This window comes from Butyrivibrio sp. (assembly GCF_017635265.1).
Lineage (GTDB): Bacteria > Bacillota > Clostridia > Lachnospirales > Lachnospiraceae > Butyrivibrio.
The window spans coordinates 1-17,432 of record NZ_JAGBLU010000085.1 but is presented as its reverse complement, the minus strand read 5'-3'; the positions used below and the strand labels follow the sequence as shown (position 1 = coordinate 17,432).

General features: G+C 39.1%; 14 protein-coding genes. All 14 read left to right on the top strand.

What is annotated here, in order from left to right:
• Positions 1-26 precede the first annotated feature (26 nt).
• The 14 genes from J6O61_RS09840 to J6O61_RS09775 all read left to right on the top strand — a co-directional run bounded on the left by J6O61_RS09840 (position 27) and on the right by J6O61_RS09775 (position 17,187).
• Positions 27-971 (top strand): ABC transporter permease, encoded by a 945-nt coding sequence (locus J6O61_RS09840; protein WP_292212521.1) that lies wholly within the window; start codon positions 27-29, stop codon positions 969-971.
• Positions 971-1,783, top strand: coding sequence for an ABC transporter permease (locus tag J6O61_RS09835; protein WP_292212518.1), 813 nt, complete (start codon positions 971-973; stop codon positions 1,781-1,783). The genes J6O61_RS09840 and J6O61_RS09835 overlap by 1 nt, the downstream gene beginning before the upstream one ends.
• A complete protein-coding gene (locus tag J6O61_RS09830; protein WP_292212515.1) occupies positions 1,774-2,574 on the top strand; it encodes an ABC transporter ATP-binding protein in 801 nt (266 codons plus the stop codon). The genes J6O61_RS09835 and J6O61_RS09830 overlap by 10 nt, the downstream gene beginning before the upstream one ends.
• A 13-nt stretch (positions 2,575-2,587) precedes the next feature.
• A complete protein-coding gene (locus J6O61_RS09825; RefSeq protein WP_292212512.1) occupies positions 2,588-3,343 on the top strand; it encodes an ABC transporter ATP-binding protein in 756 nt (251 codons plus the stop codon).
• Positions 3,344-3,544: 201 nt separating this feature from the next.
• Positions 3,545-3,964, top strand: a complete 420-nt coding sequence (locus J6O61_RS09820; RefSeq protein WP_292212510.1) for a hypothetical protein — start codon at positions 3,545-3,547, stop codon at positions 3,962-3,964.
• A 577-nt stretch (positions 3,965-4,541) separates the two neighbouring features.
• Positions 4,542-5,951: a shikimate dehydrogenase gene (gene aroE / locus J6O61_RS09815; RefSeq protein ID WP_292212507.1), complete on the top strand. Its 1,410-nt coding sequence runs from the start codon at positions 4,542-4,544 to the stop codon at positions 5,949-5,951.
• Between the two features lie 6 nt (positions 5,952-5,957).
• Positions 5,958-6,656 (top strand): epoxyqueuosine reductase QueH, encoded by a 699-nt coding sequence (locus J6O61_RS09810; protein WP_292212505.1) that lies wholly within the window; start codon positions 5,958-5,960, stop codon positions 6,654-6,656.
• A gap of 105 nt (positions 6,657-6,761) precedes the next feature.
• Entirely contained in the window at positions 6,762-8,531 is a 1,770-nt protein-coding gene (gene argS, locus J6O61_RS09805; RefSeq protein WP_292212504.1) for an arginine--tRNA ligase, read from the top strand.
• Positions 8,531-9,871 (top strand): MATE family efflux transporter, encoded by a 1,341-nt coding sequence (locus tag J6O61_RS09800; protein ID WP_292212502.1) that lies wholly within the window; start codon positions 8,531-8,533, stop codon positions 9,869-9,871. The genes argS and J6O61_RS09800 overlap by 1 nt, the downstream gene beginning before the upstream one ends.
• An 89-nt stretch (positions 9,872-9,960) precedes the next feature.
• Positions 9,961-12,459, top strand: coding sequence for a bifunctional diguanylate cyclase/phosphodiesterase (locus tag J6O61_RS09795; RefSeq protein ID WP_292212500.1), 2,499 nt, complete (start codon positions 9,961-9,963; stop codon positions 12,457-12,459).
• Positions 12,460-12,513: 54 nt separating this feature from the next.
• On the top strand, positions 12,514-13,782 hold the full coding sequence (locus tag J6O61_RS09790) for a Y-family DNA polymerase (protein WP_292212497.1): 1,269 nt from the start codon (positions 12,514-12,516) through the stop codon (positions 13,780-13,782).
• The gene (locus tag J6O61_RS09785; protein ID WP_292212494.1) at positions 13,782-14,105 is read left to right on the top strand and encodes a YolD-like family protein; all 324 of its coding nucleotides are present in this window, start codon (positions 13,782-13,784) and stop codon (positions 14,103-14,105) included. The genes J6O61_RS09790 and J6O61_RS09785 overlap by 1 nt, the downstream gene beginning before the upstream one ends.
• 67 nt (positions 14,106-14,172) lie before the next feature.
• On the top strand, positions 14,173-15,036 hold the full coding sequence (locus J6O61_RS09780; RefSeq protein WP_292212491.1) for a DegV family protein: 864 nt from the start codon (positions 14,173-14,175) through the stop codon (positions 15,034-15,036).
• A gap of 105 nt (positions 15,037-15,141) precedes the next feature.
• Positions 15,142-17,187: a SpoIIE family protein phosphatase gene (locus J6O61_RS09775; RefSeq protein ID WP_292212487.1), complete on the top strand. Its 2,046-nt coding sequence runs from the start codon at positions 15,142-15,144 to the stop codon at positions 17,185-17,187.
• Positions 17,188-17,432 lie beyond the last annotated feature (245 nt).

Sequence of the window (17,432 nt, the reverse complement as noted above, 5' to 3'; positions counted from 1 at the left end):
AAGTAAGATATAGCGAGGAATGCGATATGAAATATATCATCAAAAAGTTTTTTTCAATGATTGTGACTTTGGTGGTGGTTTCGTTTTGCGTATTCCTCGCTTTTAACGTTATTCCGGGTGATCCGGCGCTCAGAAAGCTTGGAACAGAAGCTTCACAGGAGCTGATTGAACAGACGAGACAACAGATGGGACTTAATGATCCGCTTCTGGTAAGATATGCCAGATGGTTTGCCTCTTTTCTTCATGGAGATATGGGAACATCATTTAATTACAATGTTCCGGTTTCAGGGATGATACTGAATAAGATTCCAATTACCTTGACAATGGCTGTGATGTCATTTCTATTAACGGTTCTAATTTCAATACCTTTGGGAATTACGACTGCCAAACATGAAAATGGGCTGCTTGATAGGACGATTACTGTAACCAATCAGATTGTTATGGCTATACCGCCGTTTTTTTCAGGGATTCTTATAACCTTTATCTTTGGGATGATCTTTAAGTTCTTTACTCCCGGTGGATTTGTCTCATATACAGATGATGTTGTTGGATTTATCAGGTATCTCATCTTTCCATCGATTGCCATAGCACTTCCCAAGATCGCAATGACTGTCAAGATGCTTAGGTCGAGCCTTCTTGATGAGGCAGAAAAAGATTATACGAGAACGGCCTACAGCAGAGGAAACAATACCAATGGTGTTTTATACAGACATGTGCTAAAAAATGCCATGATTCCGGTAATTACATTTCTTGGAATGCTGCTTGCGGACATGGTTGCGGGAAGTATTGTTATTGAACAGGTATTTAGCATACCGGGTATTAGCAGAATACTTCTGACAAGCATCAGTAACAGGGATTATCCTGTTGTTCAGGCAATCATAATGGGAATTGCGGCGATAGTTATAGTGATAAATCTTTTAGTAGACATAATCTACAGAATAATTGATCCAAGAATTGAGATAGCAGAGTGATGAAGGATTTTCTAAAGAAACTAAAAAAGAATCCCTACCTGATTGCGGGATTAATAATAACAGGGCTTATTTTACTTCTGGTGATAGTGGGACTTTTTTGGATGCCTTATGAGCCGACCAAAATGAGCGCAAGCGAAAAGCTTCAAGGGATATCGGTAAAACATATTATGGGAACCGACAACATGGGACGAGATGTTTTTAGCCGGGTTATGTACGGCAGTAGAATAACTCTTCTTATTGCAATCGGAACGGTCCTGATCGGCGCAGGAGTTGGTACTGTAATAGGAGCGCTCACAGGCTTTTACGGAGGCTTTTTGGATGAAGTAATTATGAGAGTCATAGATGCACTCTTTGCGTTTCCGAGTATACTGTTAGCGTTGGTTATTGTCAGTGTATTTGGCACAGGATGGTCGCAGCTTTTGTTATCTCTCGGAATTGCATTTGTTCCGAGCTTTGCAAGGATAGTAAGAGGAGAAGTCTTGCGAGTTAAGAGTATGGACTATATTGAAAGCGCTAAGCTACAGGGCGCTTCTGATTTTAGAATGATATTTGTTCATATTCTTCCAAATATAAAAAATGTACTGGCTTCCTCAGTGCTCATCGGTTTTAATAATGCGGTGCTTGCCGAGGCGGGACTTAGTTATCTGGGAGTCGGCTCACAGCCTCCTTTTGCAAGTCTCGGAAAGATGCTTTCGGATTCACAGCAGTATATGTTTACTGTTCCAAGTATTTGTTTATGCCCCGGTATAGTTATAGTGCTTATGGTTTTAGGATTTTCCTTTTTGGGAGAAGGAATTAGAAGATGGAAATAATACTTGATGTTACAGATCTTCATATAGAATTTCATGATCATGACCTTCCGGAAACGGTTGTTGAAGATTTTGACCTGATGCTCGGCAAGGGGGAAATTGTCGGCATTGTGGGTGAATCCGGCTCCGGAAAGAGTATGAGTGCGCTGGCTATAGCAGGTCTTTTAAACAGACATTCAATGGAAAAAACAGGGAAGATAATGTTTAACGGGGATAATCTTCTTACCTGTGACAGAAATAAGCTTAGAACTTATCAGGGAGATGAGATATCTATAATATTTCAGGAGCCTATGACTTCCCTTAATCCGGTAAAGAGAATCGGCTGGCAGGTTGAGGAATCTCTTTTTATACATCACCCCGAAATAAGTAAGGCTGACAGGAAAAAGAGGGCAATCAGGATGCTTTCTTCTGTGGGACTTGATAATGCTGAAGATGTTTACAATATGTATCCTCATGAACTTTCAGGTGGAATGAGGCAGAGAGTAATGATTGCATCTGCGATGATTGGAAATCCGCAGATTCTTATTGCGGATGAGCCAACAACAGCACTTGATGTGACGGTTCAGGCACAGATTGTAGAGCTTTTAAAAAAGCTGAACAGAGAAATGGGGACTTCCATAATATTTATTTCACACGATCTTAGTCTTGTCCGTCAGCTTTGTCAGAGAGTTATAGTAATGCAGAAGGGCAAGATTGTGGAGAGCGGTAATACAGAGAATGTATTTAAAAATCCCAAGGACATTTACACCAAAAAGCTTATAGCAGCTATTCCCAAGATTGATATTGGTGATTGAAAGGCCAAAGAAAATGGAAAAATCAAAGGTGCTTAAGGTAGAGAACCTTAATGTATACTATAAAAACAGAAAACGAAAGCTTTTTTCAAAAGATGCAAAGAAACATATACTCTTTGATGTGAACTTTGATATGGAAGAGGGCGAGGTGCTGGCTATTGCCGGTGAGAGTGGCTGTGGTAAGTCTACACTGGCAAGGGCTATTGTTGGTATAAACAGGGATTACACAGGTACGTTGTGGCAGAAGTACAGTGGGCCGCAGATGGTATTTCAGGATCCTTATAGTTCTCTCAATCCCGCCAAAAAGGTAGGATGGTTGTTAGAAGAGCCCTTGAAGGTTGACAAGAAGCACAAGTGGACAAAAGATGAACGGAAAAAGAGAGTTGAAGCTATAATGGGGGAGATAGAGCTTCCGCTTGAGATGCTTGACAGGTATCCTTCACAGTTATCCGGAGGTCAAAGACAAAGAGTATGCATCGGCATAGCGCTTATGAGATCTCCAAAGCTATTAATTGCAGATGAGCCCGTTTCTGCTTTGGATGTTACTATACAGTCACAGATAATGGAGCTTCTTCAGAATCTTCACAAAAGGCTTGGAATATCTATTATTTTTATATCTCATGACCTTCGTGTTGTATATCAGATAAGTGACCATGTAATGATAATGAAGTCAGGGCGGGTTGTAGAATATGGTAAGACCCGTGATGTATATAAAAATCCGAAAGATGACTATACGATCCAGCTTTTAAAGGCTGCCGGAATCCGCGAATGAGAATGTTTATGCTTATTGCATAAGCATTCTTTTTCTTTTATTTACAAAATATAAAAACAATTAAATTAATCTTAAATATCGCTGTTTTGCCCTATTTAAGCCATTAAATCCCATATAATTGTATTAAGATATTTAGCTGAACTTCCGATAACATACGTGAGTAACTTTTAAAGAATTATAAAGGAAAGGAGGCAGGACATTATGGCATTAAATAGATTAAACAGCAATTTATCAGGGTACAATGCATATAATATCCCGCCAGCCAGCGATATAAATGTACAGACAGCACCTCCGGAAAAGGAAGTGCAGACTTCTGGTTCAGAGACAGAAAATAACAAACAGCAAGATAAAAAGATGGATCTTACCGTTGAGGTACCTCAAAGAGACAATGCCTCCATTGAGAATGTTGCAATTTCTCTTGGCGTGTATGACGGTATTTCTATTGATTTATTTGGTGGAAACAGTCTTGCATCAGATGATATGAAGCAGGCAATTTCCGGAATGAGGAAAGATCACATTTTACACGAATATCAGTACTTTGTCGGCAATGAAGACATGACCGGTAAAAATGCCAATGTCATCGCAGGTACCGAAGATGGACGTGTTATAAAACTCAACTGAAGTGGACGCATGATAGATATAATTAAGAGAACATTTTTTCACTCGGGTATCTTTCGCTGTGATGTATAAGACAATAATAAAAAGAGCTTTGCCTTGTTTCATGTTATTCAAAACACAAGTCAAAGCTCTTTTAATTATCGCCATACATCATCTGCTCAAGATAAATCGTTCAAAAATCGTTCTCTTAATTAAATCTATTCATGCTGTCTGCTTAATAATGTGTAATATTATAAATGCGTAGCAAATAACAGCTCTTTTGTAAAATCGTGTTTTTTATTCATGAACAGCTTAAACTAAAAAGGGCTTAGATAATAGTTTTTGAACGATTTATCTTGAGCTGATGATGAGTAGAATAAAAAATAAGGGATTAACTTGTGTTTTGAATAAGCATGAAACAAGTTAATCCCCTTATTTTTTATTTGTCACGAATCACAGCGAAAGATACCCGAGTGAAAAAACTATTATCTAAGCCCTTTTAGTTTAAGCGTTCTGAATCAAGAAAATATATTTTCTTGCGAACTTGGTGATTTAAAGGTAAAATTTACTGAATAAAGAAAGATAAGCGGGGAGGACATTTATGAACTATACTGATGGATATACAAAAACTTGCGGATTAATTGGTAATCCGGTGAAACATACGATGTCACCCCTGATACATAATTCCCTGGCTTCGCTGACAGGAATCAATATGGTATATGTTCCGTTTGAAGTAAAGGAAAAAGAACTGAAAAATGCTGTAAATGGCGCTATTGCTCTTGATATTCAGGGAATGAATGTGACTATACCGTATAAAACTGATGTGATTCCTTTTCTTGAAGATGTGGATCCGCTTGCTAAGGCTATTGGAGCCGTTAATACTCTTGTCAGGACTAAAAATGGCGGCTTTAAGGGATATAACACAGATATGACAGGTCTTTTCCACGCCATGCAGGATGAGGGAATAGAGTTAAAAGATAAAACCGTGGTTATACTTGGCGCAGGCGGTGTAGCCAGACCGACAGCTTTTTTGTGTGCAAATAAAGGAGCAAAAAAAGTTTATCTTCTTAACAGAACATATGAAAAGGCAGTGGATGTGGCAAGGGAGGTTAATGAAGCCCTTGAGAGCTTTGATATAGGAGAAAAGGTTGTTCCTATGAAGCTTGAAGATTATACAAAAATCCTCGATACTAATGAACACTTCATTGCCATTCAGTGTACTTCGGTAGGTCTTTTTCCTGATGTTAACAGTGCTGTTATAGAAGATAAAGAGTTTTATAAAAATGTGTCTTCGGCAATGGATCTGGTATACAGACCTCTTGAAACTAAGTTCCTTAAGCTTGCAAGGAGGGCAGGGGCAAAGACTTTTTCCGGCTTAAAGATGCTGCTTTATCAGGGAATAGATGCCTATGAACTTTGGAATCAGGATGAGGGAGTAAAGATTTCCAAAGAGCAGGCAGATGAAATATACAGATCGTTGATGCTTGATGTTGCAGGTGCCACCAATATAATCCTTGAAGGCTTTATGGGAAGCGGGAAGAGCACTGTATCGGAACTTCTGGCAGACAGGCTTCGTATGGAACTTATTGATACAGATGCTGTTATTGAGGAGACTGAGGGCAGATCTATAAACGAAATATTCGAAACTGATGGTGAGAACTCTTTCAGAGATATGGAGACAGAACTTTTGGATGCTATTTGCAGCGATCACTGGAGAGAATTTGTAATATCTCTTGGAGGCGGCATGCCTGTAAGAGAGGAAAACAGGGCACTTCTCAGGAAAATCGGTAAGGTTGTTTTTTTGAAGGCTTCGCCTGAAACTATTTTTGAAAGAGTAAAGAATGACAATAACAGACCTTTGTTAAAAGATCCGGATCCGCAGGCAAAGATAATAAAAATGCTCGCAGACAGAATCTCTTTTTATGAAGATGTTGCTGATATAGTTGTGGATACTGACAATAAAACTCCGGAGGAAATAACTGCTGAAATAATTGAAAAACTGGGGTTATAAAAGTTTATGAATAAAAGAAATTATTCGAAAGAACTGGAGAATAAGATATCAGAATTTCAAAAAGAAAATGAACACCCGGGACTTTTACTGCACGCCTGCTGTGCGCCATGTTCCTCCTATTGTCTTGAGTATCTGCGGGAGTATTTTGACATAACGGTTTTTTTCTACAATCCCAATATTACTTCAGAAGGTGAATACTCTAAACGTGTAATTGAAGAGAAGAGACTTATAGCCGAGTACAACAGACAGGTTGAAGAAAAAGATTTTGCCGGTATGAATTCTGATGACAAAGCCCGAAAAATCAATATTATTGAGGGAGATTACAATCCTAAAGATTTTTATGAAGTTACGAAGGGAATGGAAGACTTAAAAGAAGGTGGTGAAAGATGCAGAAAATGCTTTGAGCTGCGACTTAAAGAAACGGCAAAAGTAGCCAAAGAAAAAGGCTTTGACTATTTTACTACCACACTTACCATCAGTCCTTTAAAAAATGCTGAGGTTTTAAATGAAGTTGGAGAAGAAGCTGCAAGGGAAGCCGGATGCTTATTTTTACCCTCTGATTTTAAAAAGAAAAACGGATATAAACGTTCTATCGAACTTTCGCATATGTTTGATCTGTACAGGCAGGATTTTTGCGGCTGCAGCTATTCTAAAGCACAAAGAGAGAGGGAAAAGCTTAAGTGCAGTCTGCAAGCCGATAGCTGATGCCGGGAATACATTAACCATTGATTGAAAAGCATTATTTTGTTAAAATTCATTAGTCTTTATTTTATTGAAGATTATTTTTTTATAATAGAAAGAAGGTAAGTTTTGGAAAAGGTACTTGAACTTATATCAAAAGAAGTTTCTGATGCTTTTGAAGCAGCAGGATATGACAGGGAACTTGGTAAGGTAACAATATCAAACAGACCTGATCTGTGTGAATACCAGTGTAATGGTGCTATGGCAGGAGCTAAAAAGTATGGTAAGGCTCCATTTTTGATTTCTGATGCTGTAGCCCAAAAGCTTCAGAACAATGAAATGTTTGAAAAAGTAGAGTCGGTTAAACCGGGTTTTCTTAATATTACAGTCAGCGGAGAGTTTGTAAGAAGCTATGTCTGTAAGATGCTTCACGAAAAGCATATGGGAGTGACTCTTCCGGGACACGAGCCTACATTTATGATTGATTACGGCGGACCTAATGTAGCTAAGCCTCTTCATGTCGGACATCTCCGTTCTGCAGTTATTGGTGAGAGTATTAAGAGAATTTTGAAATATACAGGGCACAAGGTAATAGGTGATATTCACCTTGGAGACTGGGGACTTCAGATGGGACTTGTTATTACAGGACTCAAGGAGAGAAAGCCTGATCTGTGCTATTTTGATCCTGATTATGAAGGCTCATATCCAAAAGAAGCGCCTTTTACAGTAAGCGAACTTGAAGAGATATATCCTGCAGCCAGCAAGAAGTCTAAAGAGGATGAGGCTTTTAAAGCAGCTGCAATGGAAGCTACAAAGCTTTTACAGGATGGCTATAAGCCATACAGAGCTCTTTGGCACCATATCTTGAACGTATCAGTAGCTGATCTTAAGAAAAACTACAAGAACCTTAACGTTAACTTTGACCTTTGGAGAGGAGAGTCTGACGTTCACGAGGTAATTCCCGGAATGGTAGAGTATATGAAGCAACATGAATATGCTTATCTTAGCCAGGGAGCATTGGTTGTTGATGTTGCAAAAGAGACAGATACTAAGGAAATTCCTCCGTGTATGATCCTTAAGTCTGATGGAGCTTCACTTTATAATACAACTGACCTTGCTACTATCAAGCAGCGTATGGAGGAGTTCCATCCGGAAGGACTTATCTATGTCGTAGATAAGAGACAGGAGCTTTATTTTGAGCAGGTATTCAGATGTGCCAGAAAGACCAAGCTCGTTATGCCTGAAACCGAACTTCATTTTGTAGGTTTTGGTACTATGAATGGAAGCGATGGCAAGCCATTTAAGACAAGAGACGGCGGAGTAATGCGTCTTGAGAATCTTATAGCAGAGATTGATGAAAAGATGTTCTCAAGGATTAAAGAAGGCAATATTGATATATCTGATGATGAAGCCCGTGACACAGCTCACAAGGTTGCTCTTTCAGCAATAAAGTACGGGGATCTTTCAAATCAGCCTTCAAAGGATTACATTTTTGATGTGGAGAAGTTTACTTCATTTGAGGGAGACACAGGCCCATATATTCTTTACACAATTGTACGTATCAAATCTATTCTTAAAAAGTATGAGGCAGAAGGCAAAAATGCCAAGGAGGCAAAGCTTGACAGCCCTGACAGCGATGATATGAAGAATCTATGCCTTCAGCTTACAAGATTTGCCGATGCTGTTGAAAGTGCTGCAAGGGACCTTGCTCCAAACAGAATTTGTGCATATATTTATGATCTTTCAAATGCATTTAACAGTTTCTATCATGGAACAAAGATTCTTGCAGAAACTGACGAAAATAAGAAGGAGAGTTATATTGCACTCCTTGTTATCACACTTAAAGTACTCGAAACAGGTATTGATTTATTAGGATTTGACGCTCCTGAAAGGATGTAATGAATAATGATCACATGTTCAGCAACAGAAAACTTCTTCTGTTGCTGATTCCTATTATAGCTGAACAATTTTTGAATTCTCTGATGGGAATGGCTGATTCCATGATGGTTAGTAATGTGGGAGCTGCAGCACTTTCGGGAGTATCACTTGTTGACTCCATAAACAATCTTGTGGTGCAGGCTTTCAATGCTATGGCAACAGGTGGCGTTATCATCTGTTCCACTTATATTGGGCAGAGGGATATCAAAAGAGCTTCTGAAGCAGCAAGACAGGTTATTTTAGTTTCTGCAGGTATTTCAGTTCTGCTGATGATACTTGGGCTTATGTTCAGAATGCCTCTTCTGAAGCTGATTTTTGGAACAGTTGAAGCTGATGTAATGGAAGCTGCAGGAATTTATTTTTTACTTACGATTTTGTCTTATCCCGGAGTTGCTCTTGCAGCAGCCGGAAGTGCAATTTTCAGGGCTCAGGCCAATACCAGACTTCCTATGAATGTTGCCATTGTTTCTAACATACTGAATGTAACGGGAAATGCTGTACTTATCTGGGGATTTGGACTTGGGGTTTATGGAGCTGCACTTGCTACTTTGCTGTCACGAATTTTTTCTGCGGTGGTTCTTTTAATGTATTTAAGGAACAGAGAACTGGAGATTAACATCAGAGACTATCTCTCAATTCGTCCCGATAAGGAAAAAATACACAGAGTGCTTGCAATGGGAATACCAAACGGAATTGAAAATTCAATGTTTCAGTTTGGAAAACTTGCTATCCAGTCATCTGTATCTATTTTGGGAACGACTGCCATTGCAGCTCAGTCTATGACTAATATATTCGAGAATGTCAACGGAGTTGCGGGAATCGGAGTTGGAATAGGTCTTATGACCATAGTGGGGCAGTGTCTCGGCGCCGGGCGTAAGGATGAAGCAATCTACTACACCAGGAAAATGATAGGCTGGGGATATATTGCGATTCTTGGGAGTTGCCTTTTTGCCTATGCCATAGCAAGACCTGTCACTGTACTTGCCGGGATGACAGCTGAAAGCGCGAGCCTTTGCATATATATGCTTGGATGGATAACTATAGTTAAACCTATTTTGTGGTCCCCTTCGTTTGTTATTCCATATGCTCTTAGAGCAGCTGGAGATGTGAAATTCTCGATGATCATTGCCACGCTTACCATGTGGCTTTGCAGAGTTACACTTGCCACATTCCTTATCAGGGTAGTGGGCGTTGGAGCTATAGGTGTTTGGATTGGAATGTTCTGCGATTGGGGCATAAGAGGTATAATCTTTACGATCAGATTCAAACGTGGCAACTGGATTCATAAAGTTGTGGCATAATTTTTATATATTTTTAATGTATACAGCATTAGATAAGAAATATAATAAAGATAGTTACTTTTTCGACAACGTATTTATGGTAAAAACGTATGGAACGAAGGGACTATCTTTTTTATTTGAGATATTTATTTGCTGCAATGGGAACTATATGCCTGATTGCAGCTTTTGGTATGCTCGGACAACATATGCAGGAAAACATGACCGGCTTAGTGCCCAAAATCCCTTCAGAGGTAAAGCACAGAGTCTTATTTCTTTGTTCCTATGAACCTACATATTTTACATATGATGATCAGGAACTGGGATTAAAGGAAGGACTTTATCCCGATGGTATTGAATTTGATGTCATATATATGAACGTTAAAAAATTCGGTACTGACGAAGATAAAAATAAGTTCTATGACTATTTTAAAGGCAGGTATTCGAACAGCGAAGAAATTGAGGGTGTTTTGATAGGAGATGATGATGCACTAAAATTTGCTCTGGATCATCAAAAAGATCTCTTTGATGGACTTCCAATGGTTTTCTTTGGAGTAAATGACCTTCAGTTTGCGCAGGATGCTTGTCATAATCCGATGGTTACAGGTTTTTATGAAAAAGATTATCTTTTGGAAACGATCCAGACGGCAATGGATTGTCTGCCGGATAAAAGGATATTTGTGGCGCTCCATGATGACACAGCTGCAGGCATTGCAGATATGAAAATTTTTTATTCTTTTGCTGAGAAATATCCTGATTATATATTTATGGATGTTAACAGTTCAAAATTATCTCAGGAAGAATTGATTAATGCCCTTAGAAATCTTCCAAAAGAATCGGTTCTTTTTTATATGACATGTTATAACGATAAGTACGGGAATTATTATTCTATGCTTAATAGGACCAGAACAGTTGTAAATACTGTTACGGTGCCGATTTTCAGAAATTATGCCGGTGGAAGGGATTCAGGAGTTTTGGGTGGAACTTATATGGATTTTAGGGTTCAGACCAGAAATGCTGCAAAAATAATGTCTGATATTTTAAATGATGGTGCTGATATTTCTGCTTATCCTCTTTCTATGGATACTCCAAGCAAAACTGTGTATAATTATCCCCTTCTTATGGAATATGGGATTTCTTTGGATGTTCTGCCGGATGATACTGAGTATATAGACAAGCGAGGTAACTTTTTTGATAACTATAAGAGTATACTGCCTGTTGCTGTGTTAATGATACTGTCAATGATATTTTTTATAATATCAATGTATGTTGCACTTAAGTCAGAGAAAAGAATCAATGATGAATTAAGGAAATCTCATTTAGAGATAGAAAATACACACCTTAAGCTAAAGTATCAGGCGCAGCATGATGATTTTCTTGATGTTTTCAACAGAAGAACGATTGTAGAATATCTTAATGAAAATATCACAATGAATCAGGTCTATTCAATTATCATGCTTGATGTGGATGGATTTAAAGATGTTAATGAAAATTATGGTCATGAAGCCGGAGACAGGATTTTAAAAACTATAGCTGATTCGCTGCAGTCATTTTGCCGTACCAACAATATGACGTTGGGAAGATATGGCGGAGATGAGTTTCTGATTTTTTGTCCGGGGGAGCGCCTTAACGAGAATTCCAAGAAGATAATTGATCTGAAAAAACTGTTTTCACAATTTTTTTCTTCAAATGGAATAAATGTAGCGTTGTCAGCCAGCATTGGCATTTCCAATTCAGATGGACTTACCTACCCGGAGCAGCATATTATAAACGCTGAAATAGCCATGTATGAGGCAAAAGAACGCGGCAGGGGCATGGTATTTGTCTATGCCGATGAGATGAAGCAAAAGGTAAGCACTGAAGAAAATATAAAGACCAAGTTTATCAAGGCTATCGAGGAAAATGGCTTTTGTGTAAAGTATCAGCCTAAGATATCTGTCAAAACAAAGGAACTTGTCGGATTCGAAGCTTTAGTCAGAATGAAGGATGGTTCATATGAGCCGAATCTCTTTATACCGGTTGTGGAAAAGAGCGGATGGATTGCAAGACTTGGGAGAAATGTTACATTTATGGTCATCAAGCAGCTTTCTGAATGGAAGGCACAGGGAAAAAAACTATATCCCGTATCTATCAACTTTTCAAGCAAGCAGATACACGATATAGGCTATGTTTCATATGTCAGAGAATTGCTGGATATGTATGATATTGATCCCCGGTACCTTGAAATTGAAGTTACGGAGAGTCTTCTTTTAGAGAATTCCGTTCAGACAGATGAACTTTTCAATGACCTGAAAAAAATGGGAATAAAGCTGCTTCTTGATGATTTTGGAACCGGGTATTCCTCTTTGGCGTACCTGATTTATGTGCCGGTTGATGAGATCAAACTGGATAAATCAATTGTGGATGCTTATCTGATTGATGGTAAGGAAAGCTTTATAGAGGATGTCATAAAACTTGCCCATGACATGGGTAAAAAAATTACTATAGAGGGTGTAGAATATGAGTGGCAATACGAGAAGCTGCGCACCTATGAAGCGGATACCATTCAGGGATTCTATTTTAGTAAACCCCTTGACCCGGATGATGCTCTTTTGTTTAAAGCAAGGGAATAAGTTAATTCAAAAAACAAGGAACAAATGTTCTTTGTTTTTTGTTATAATAAGATCATGGCTACCGGAAAAGAAAGAACATTTATCTGCATAGATTTAAAGTCCTTCTACGCATCTGTGGAGTGCAGGGAGAGAGGGCTTGATGTAATGACAACCTGTCTTGTTGTGGCTGATCCCGAAAGGTCCGACAAGACTATTTGTCTTGCTGTTTCACCTGCCCTTAAGGCGTTGGGGATTCCCGGCAGATGCAGGGTTTTTGAAATCCCCAAAGGGATTGATTATATAATGGCACCGCCAAGAATGCAAAAATATATCGACTACGCAGCAAGTGTTTACGAAATATATCTTAAATATATTTCAAAAGATGACATATTTGTATACTCGGTTGATGAAGCGTTCATGGATGTTACGGATTATCTGACTATGTATCAGATGACTGCAAGGCAGCTCAGCCAGAAAATTATCGATGACATCATGGAGACTTTGGGACTTCGTGCAACCTGTGGCATTGGGAGCAATCTCTTTTTGACAAAGGTTGCTCTTGATGTATTATCCAAGCATTCTCCTGATTTTATCGGAGAGTTGGATGAAAAGACCTTTAGGGAAAAATTATGGGATCACAAACCGATTACGGATTTTTGGCGGGTGGGCAACGGAATTGCCAGAAAACTTGAAACCTATGGAATGGTGACAATGAGGGACATAGCCTTCGGTGATGAGAATCTCTTATATAAGCTTTTGGGAGTTAATGCTGAGCTTCTTATTGATCATGCCTGGGGAAGAGAGCCTGTAACTATTAAGGATATTAAGAACTACACTTCAACGACTCATTCCCTTACTCAGGGGCAGGTACTTATGAGTGATTACAGTTTTGATAAGGGAAGAACCATAATCAAGGAAATGACTGATGTTTTGTGCCTTGATATGGTAGATAAGGAACTTGTGGCCGGCTCATTTTCAATGATGGTGGGATATGCCAAGGGCTGCCCGTTGCCGGCTGCAAGAGGAACTATAAATGTTGATACTCAGACTAATGCCGCAGTTGTTCTGATTCCGGCTTTGGTAGAACTGTATGAGAAAATAGTTAATCCAAAATATGAAATAAGAAGAGTATATATTGTTGCTAACAATGTGACGCCTGAAGATTATGTTCAGTACTCATTTTTTATACCGGCCAAGGAACTGGAAAAGGACAGAAAGGTCCAAAAGGCGGTTCTTGAGATAAAAAACAAATTCGGAAAGAACGCAATATTAAAGGGGATGAATTTTGAAGCCGGGGCAACAGGGAGAGACAGGAATAAGCAGATAGGAGGGCATAAAGCATAATGGCAAGACAGAAGATGTCAATAGATAAAAGAGCAGCGCAGTTTTTGCCGTTTAAGGCTGTGAGCGGCCTTGATGAAGCTCTTTTGGCAAAAGAAAAGATTATTGTCCCCAAGATTGAACTATCTGAAGAAATGTATGAAGAACTGGATAAGAAAATGCATGAATTAAGTAAAGGCTGCATTGCAAGTTGTGTGTATTTTTCGAAAGGAGAATATTTAAGAGCGACGGGGATGGTTGCACGAATTGACGAGACTTCCAGGATACTGCAGATTGTGAATACCAGGATTTGCTTTGAAGATATACTGGATGTAGAGAAACGCTGAGTATTTCGCGCTTTTTTTAGGATTCATGGTATAATTATTTATATAATATTTTTTAAGAGGAGTATGTATGTCTTTTGTAGTATTTACGGATGGTTCGGCAAACCTTCCAAAGAAAATGGCTGATGGGGTGAGAATTCTGCCTTGCAGTTATGTTGCTAACGGAGAGGAAATAGTATATAAGGGGAATATTGAAGATTTTGATGCCCACGTTTTTTATGAGGGCTTAAAAAATGGAGACAAGATAAAAACAAGTCTTCTGAATACACAGTTATTCATCGATTATTTTACGCCTGTTCTTGATGGTAGGCAGGATATTGTATATATTGCGATGGCAGCAGGTATAAGCGGTACATATAATGCTGCAAAGCTGGCAGCAGAGCAGCTTATGGAAAATTATCCTGACAGATTTATACATATAGTTGATTCTAAGGGATGCGGATTTGGAAGCGGAATATTGGCCATAAAGGCAGCACAGCTTTCAAGAGAAGGAATAAGCTGCAGAGAGGCAGCAGGAATTCTTGATGAAGCAGTACCACATGCCTGCCAGTATTTTACTGTGGATGACCTGAATTTTCTTAAGAATACCGGAAGGGTAAGCGGAGTTACTGCCAGTATCGGAACTATTCTTAATATCAAGCCGATTTTATTTGGTGACAGCACAGGACACATTATTTCCTGCAGCAAGGTAAGAGGCAGAAAGAACGCTATCAATGCCATTGCCAAAAAGTATGCTGAAAAGCGAATGGATGACGGAGACAAAATCGTGTGCATTTCTCACGGCGACTGTTATGAAGACGCTGAGCTTTTATCTAAAATGGTAAAAGAAATCAATCCGGATGCAGATATTACAATTTGTCAGCACGAACCTTTTTCGGGGGCTCATGTGGGACCGGGTATGCTTGGACTGTTTTTCTGGGGGAAAGAAAGATAGTCTGAAAAATACATTCTTGCATTATATTATTGTGAAATCCGCAGTATATGCGGATTTCTGGAATATAATCCGAGAATACACAGCTTCTTATGAGGGAATGATACAATGACACTTATGCTACTGAAAATGTCAGCAATTGCGGCACTTTATGTAGTGCTGACAGTCTTTTTATGGAAAATCACCAAAGACAAAAAGCAGACCTTTCTTATGCGTCTGACTTTTGGACTTATCTATGGTATGTGCTCTATTCTATCCACACATGTGGCTGTTGATTATGGGGACATGCTTCTTAATCTTCGTGATGTTGCTCCGCTTGCGGCGGGCCTCTTTTTTAGTCCTGTTTCGGGAGTGATAGCGGGAATTATAGGCGGAGTAGAAAGATATATTGTTGGTACTTATTTTGGTATTGGTTCATATACCAGAATTGCCTGCAGTGTGTCCACATGTCTTGCCGGATTCGTGGCGTGGCTTATGAATGCTAAGGTTTTTAACGGAAAAAAACCTTCGCCTGTCTATGCTTTCTTTATGGGGGCAGTAATGGAAGTGTTCCATATGTATGTTGTGTTCATCACACACAGAGGTGATATGAGAATGGCCTTCCATGTGGTTAGCATGTGTTCGGTGCCTATGATCGTATTTTCCGGACTGGCACTGGCTATAATGTCGGTTATACTTCAGGTACTTTCGGGAGAGTGGAAAAACCCTTTCAGAGATGTAAGCGGAGAAGATGTTTCAGTATCTCAAACATTCCAGAAGTGGCTTTTTGTAGTTACCACCGTTGTCATAGCCGCTAATTTTGCTTTTTCATATATTATTCAGACCCAGTCTGCTTATCAGAATGGCAGAAATAGCATAATAGAGTCATCGCAGAGCATAAAAAACCGCTATTTTGAAGTGTCAAAAAGACTTACTGCAGATGGTAATGAGTTTTTTGAAATAATTGGAAATGATGGGGATATTGTTGCTGGAAGGCATAAGGGCGATACTGTAAATGAAAAGATCAGACTTGAACTTGAAGAAAAAAAAGATCAGGATTTTTACGACGCGCAGTATTTTGAAGAGATGTCGCTTAATAAAGTTGATTCTATCGGCTCTGATATGCTTCTTTTGACTTATATACCAAACAGTGAGCTTTACTGGTACAGAAATGCTCAGGCATATGAGACTGCACTTGCGGATATATTACTTTTTACGGTTATTTATGTACTTATAGCCTTTTTGGTAAGACAGATCGTTATCAGCAATATTGACCTTATAAATGCTTCCCTTGATAAGATTACGAGAGGGGATCTTAATGAAGTCGTTACTGTCAGAAATTCATCTGAATTTGCTTCACTTTCAGATGATATCAATCAGACTGTAGAGACACTAAAAGGCTACATTGCTGCTGCGGAAAAAAGAATTGAGCAGGAGCTTATTTTTGCAAGAACCATACAGGAATCCTCACTTCCAAGAAATTTTAAGTTTGAGGCGCTTGAAGATACGCTTGAAATTTATGCTTCAATGAAAGCAGCAAAAGAAGTAGGCGGTGATTTCTATGACTTCTTTTTTGCCGGTCCCGGGAAACTTGCTCTTGTAATTGCAGATGTTTCGGGAAAAGGAATTCCTGCGGCTTTATTTATGATGCGAAGCAAAACTGCTATAAGGAGTTTTGCCGAATCGGGAAAGGATCCTGCTGAAATTATTTTTAAAGCCAATAATACTCTGTGCGAAGGCAATGATGCTGAAATGTTTGTTACTGTTTGGATAGGAATAATAGACCTTTTCACCGGTGTTATGAAATGTGCCAATGCCGGGCATGAATACCCTCTTATTAAGCGCGCCGGTGGTGACTATGAAATATATAAAGACAAGCACTCGCTTGCACTTGCTGCCATGGAGAATTTAAAAGCAAGAGAGTATGAGATTCAGCTAAATCCCGGTAATAAAATTTTTGTTTACACGGATGGTATCCCGGAGGCCATAAACGAAGAGGTTGTTCAATATGGCACAGACAGGCTCATCCGGGCGATAAATAAGGTTAAGGATGAACCGTTTACAAGTGTGCTTCCTGCTGTTTCAAATGATGTGGCTGTCTTTAGAGGAAATGCGGAACAGTTTGATGATATTACAATGCTGGGATTTGAACTGAAAAATTTCCGTAAGCATTAGTGCAACTGTTTCATTCGTAATTAGCCAAATTGCCTGTATATGGAATTATCTGCAAGGAAATAAATCCATCGTCGCAATCTGGTTAAAGATGAACGAGTCAGTACACTAGTGTAGCTGTTTTATATTAACTCGACTATATGCTTGCTATAATTTGAATCTACTGCGTTGTCATCAGTCGTCGATGGACGCCCATCGACTCCATCTTCCGCCTTGTAGATTGCAAATTATATCTAAGCAATATAGTC

What these genes read in the sequence shown, in the direction of transcription:
- J6O61_RS09840 (WP_292212521.1), top strand. Translation starts at nt 27, where the DNA reads ATGAAATATATCATCAAAAAGTTTTTTTCAATGATTGTGACTTTGGTG.
- J6O61_RS09835 (WP_292212518.1), top strand. Translation starts at nt 971, where the DNA reads ATGAAGGATTTTCTAAAGAAACTAAAAAAGAATCCCTACCTGATTGCG.
- J6O61_RS09830 (WP_292212515.1), top strand. Translation starts at nt 1,774, where the DNA reads ATGGAAATAATACTTGATGTTACAGATCTTCATATAGAATTTCATGAT.
- J6O61_RS09825 (WP_292212512.1), top strand. Translation starts at nt 2,588, where the DNA reads ATGGAAAAATCAAAGGTGCTTAAGGTAGAGAACCTTAATGTATACTAT.
- J6O61_RS09820 (WP_292212510.1), top strand. Translation starts at nt 3,545, where the DNA reads ATGGCATTAAATAGATTAAACAGCAATTTATCAGGGTACAATGCATAT.
- aroE (WP_292212507.1), top strand. Translation starts at nt 4,542, where the DNA reads ATGAACTATACTGATGGATATACAAAAACTTGCGGATTAATTGGTAAT.
- J6O61_RS09810 (WP_292212505.1), top strand. Translation starts at nt 5,958, where the DNA reads ATGAATAAAAGAAATTATTCGAAAGAACTGGAGAATAAGATATCAGAA.
- J6O61_RS09800 (WP_292212502.1), top strand. Translation starts at nt 8,531, where the DNA reads ATGAATAATGATCACATGTTCAGCAACAGAAAACTTCTTCTGTTGCTG.
- J6O61_RS09795 (WP_292212500.1), top strand. Translation starts at nt 9,961, where the DNA reads ATGGAACGAAGGGACTATCTTTTTTATTTGAGATATTTATTTGCTGCA.
- J6O61_RS09790 (WP_292212497.1), top strand. Translation starts at nt 12,514, where the DNA reads ATGGCTACCGGAAAAGAAAGAACATTTATCTGCATAGATTTAAAGTCC.
- J6O61_RS09785 (WP_292212494.1), top strand. Translation starts at nt 13,782, where the DNA reads ATGGCAAGACAGAAGATGTCAATAGATAAAAGAGCAGCGCAGTTTTTG.
- J6O61_RS09780 (WP_292212491.1), top strand. Translation starts at nt 14,173, where the DNA reads ATGTCTTTTGTAGTATTTACGGATGGTTCGGCAAACCTTCCAAAGAAA.
- J6O61_RS09775 (WP_292212487.1), top strand. Translation starts at nt 15,142, where the DNA reads ATGACACTTATGCTACTGAAAATGTCAGCAATTGCGGCACTTTATGTA.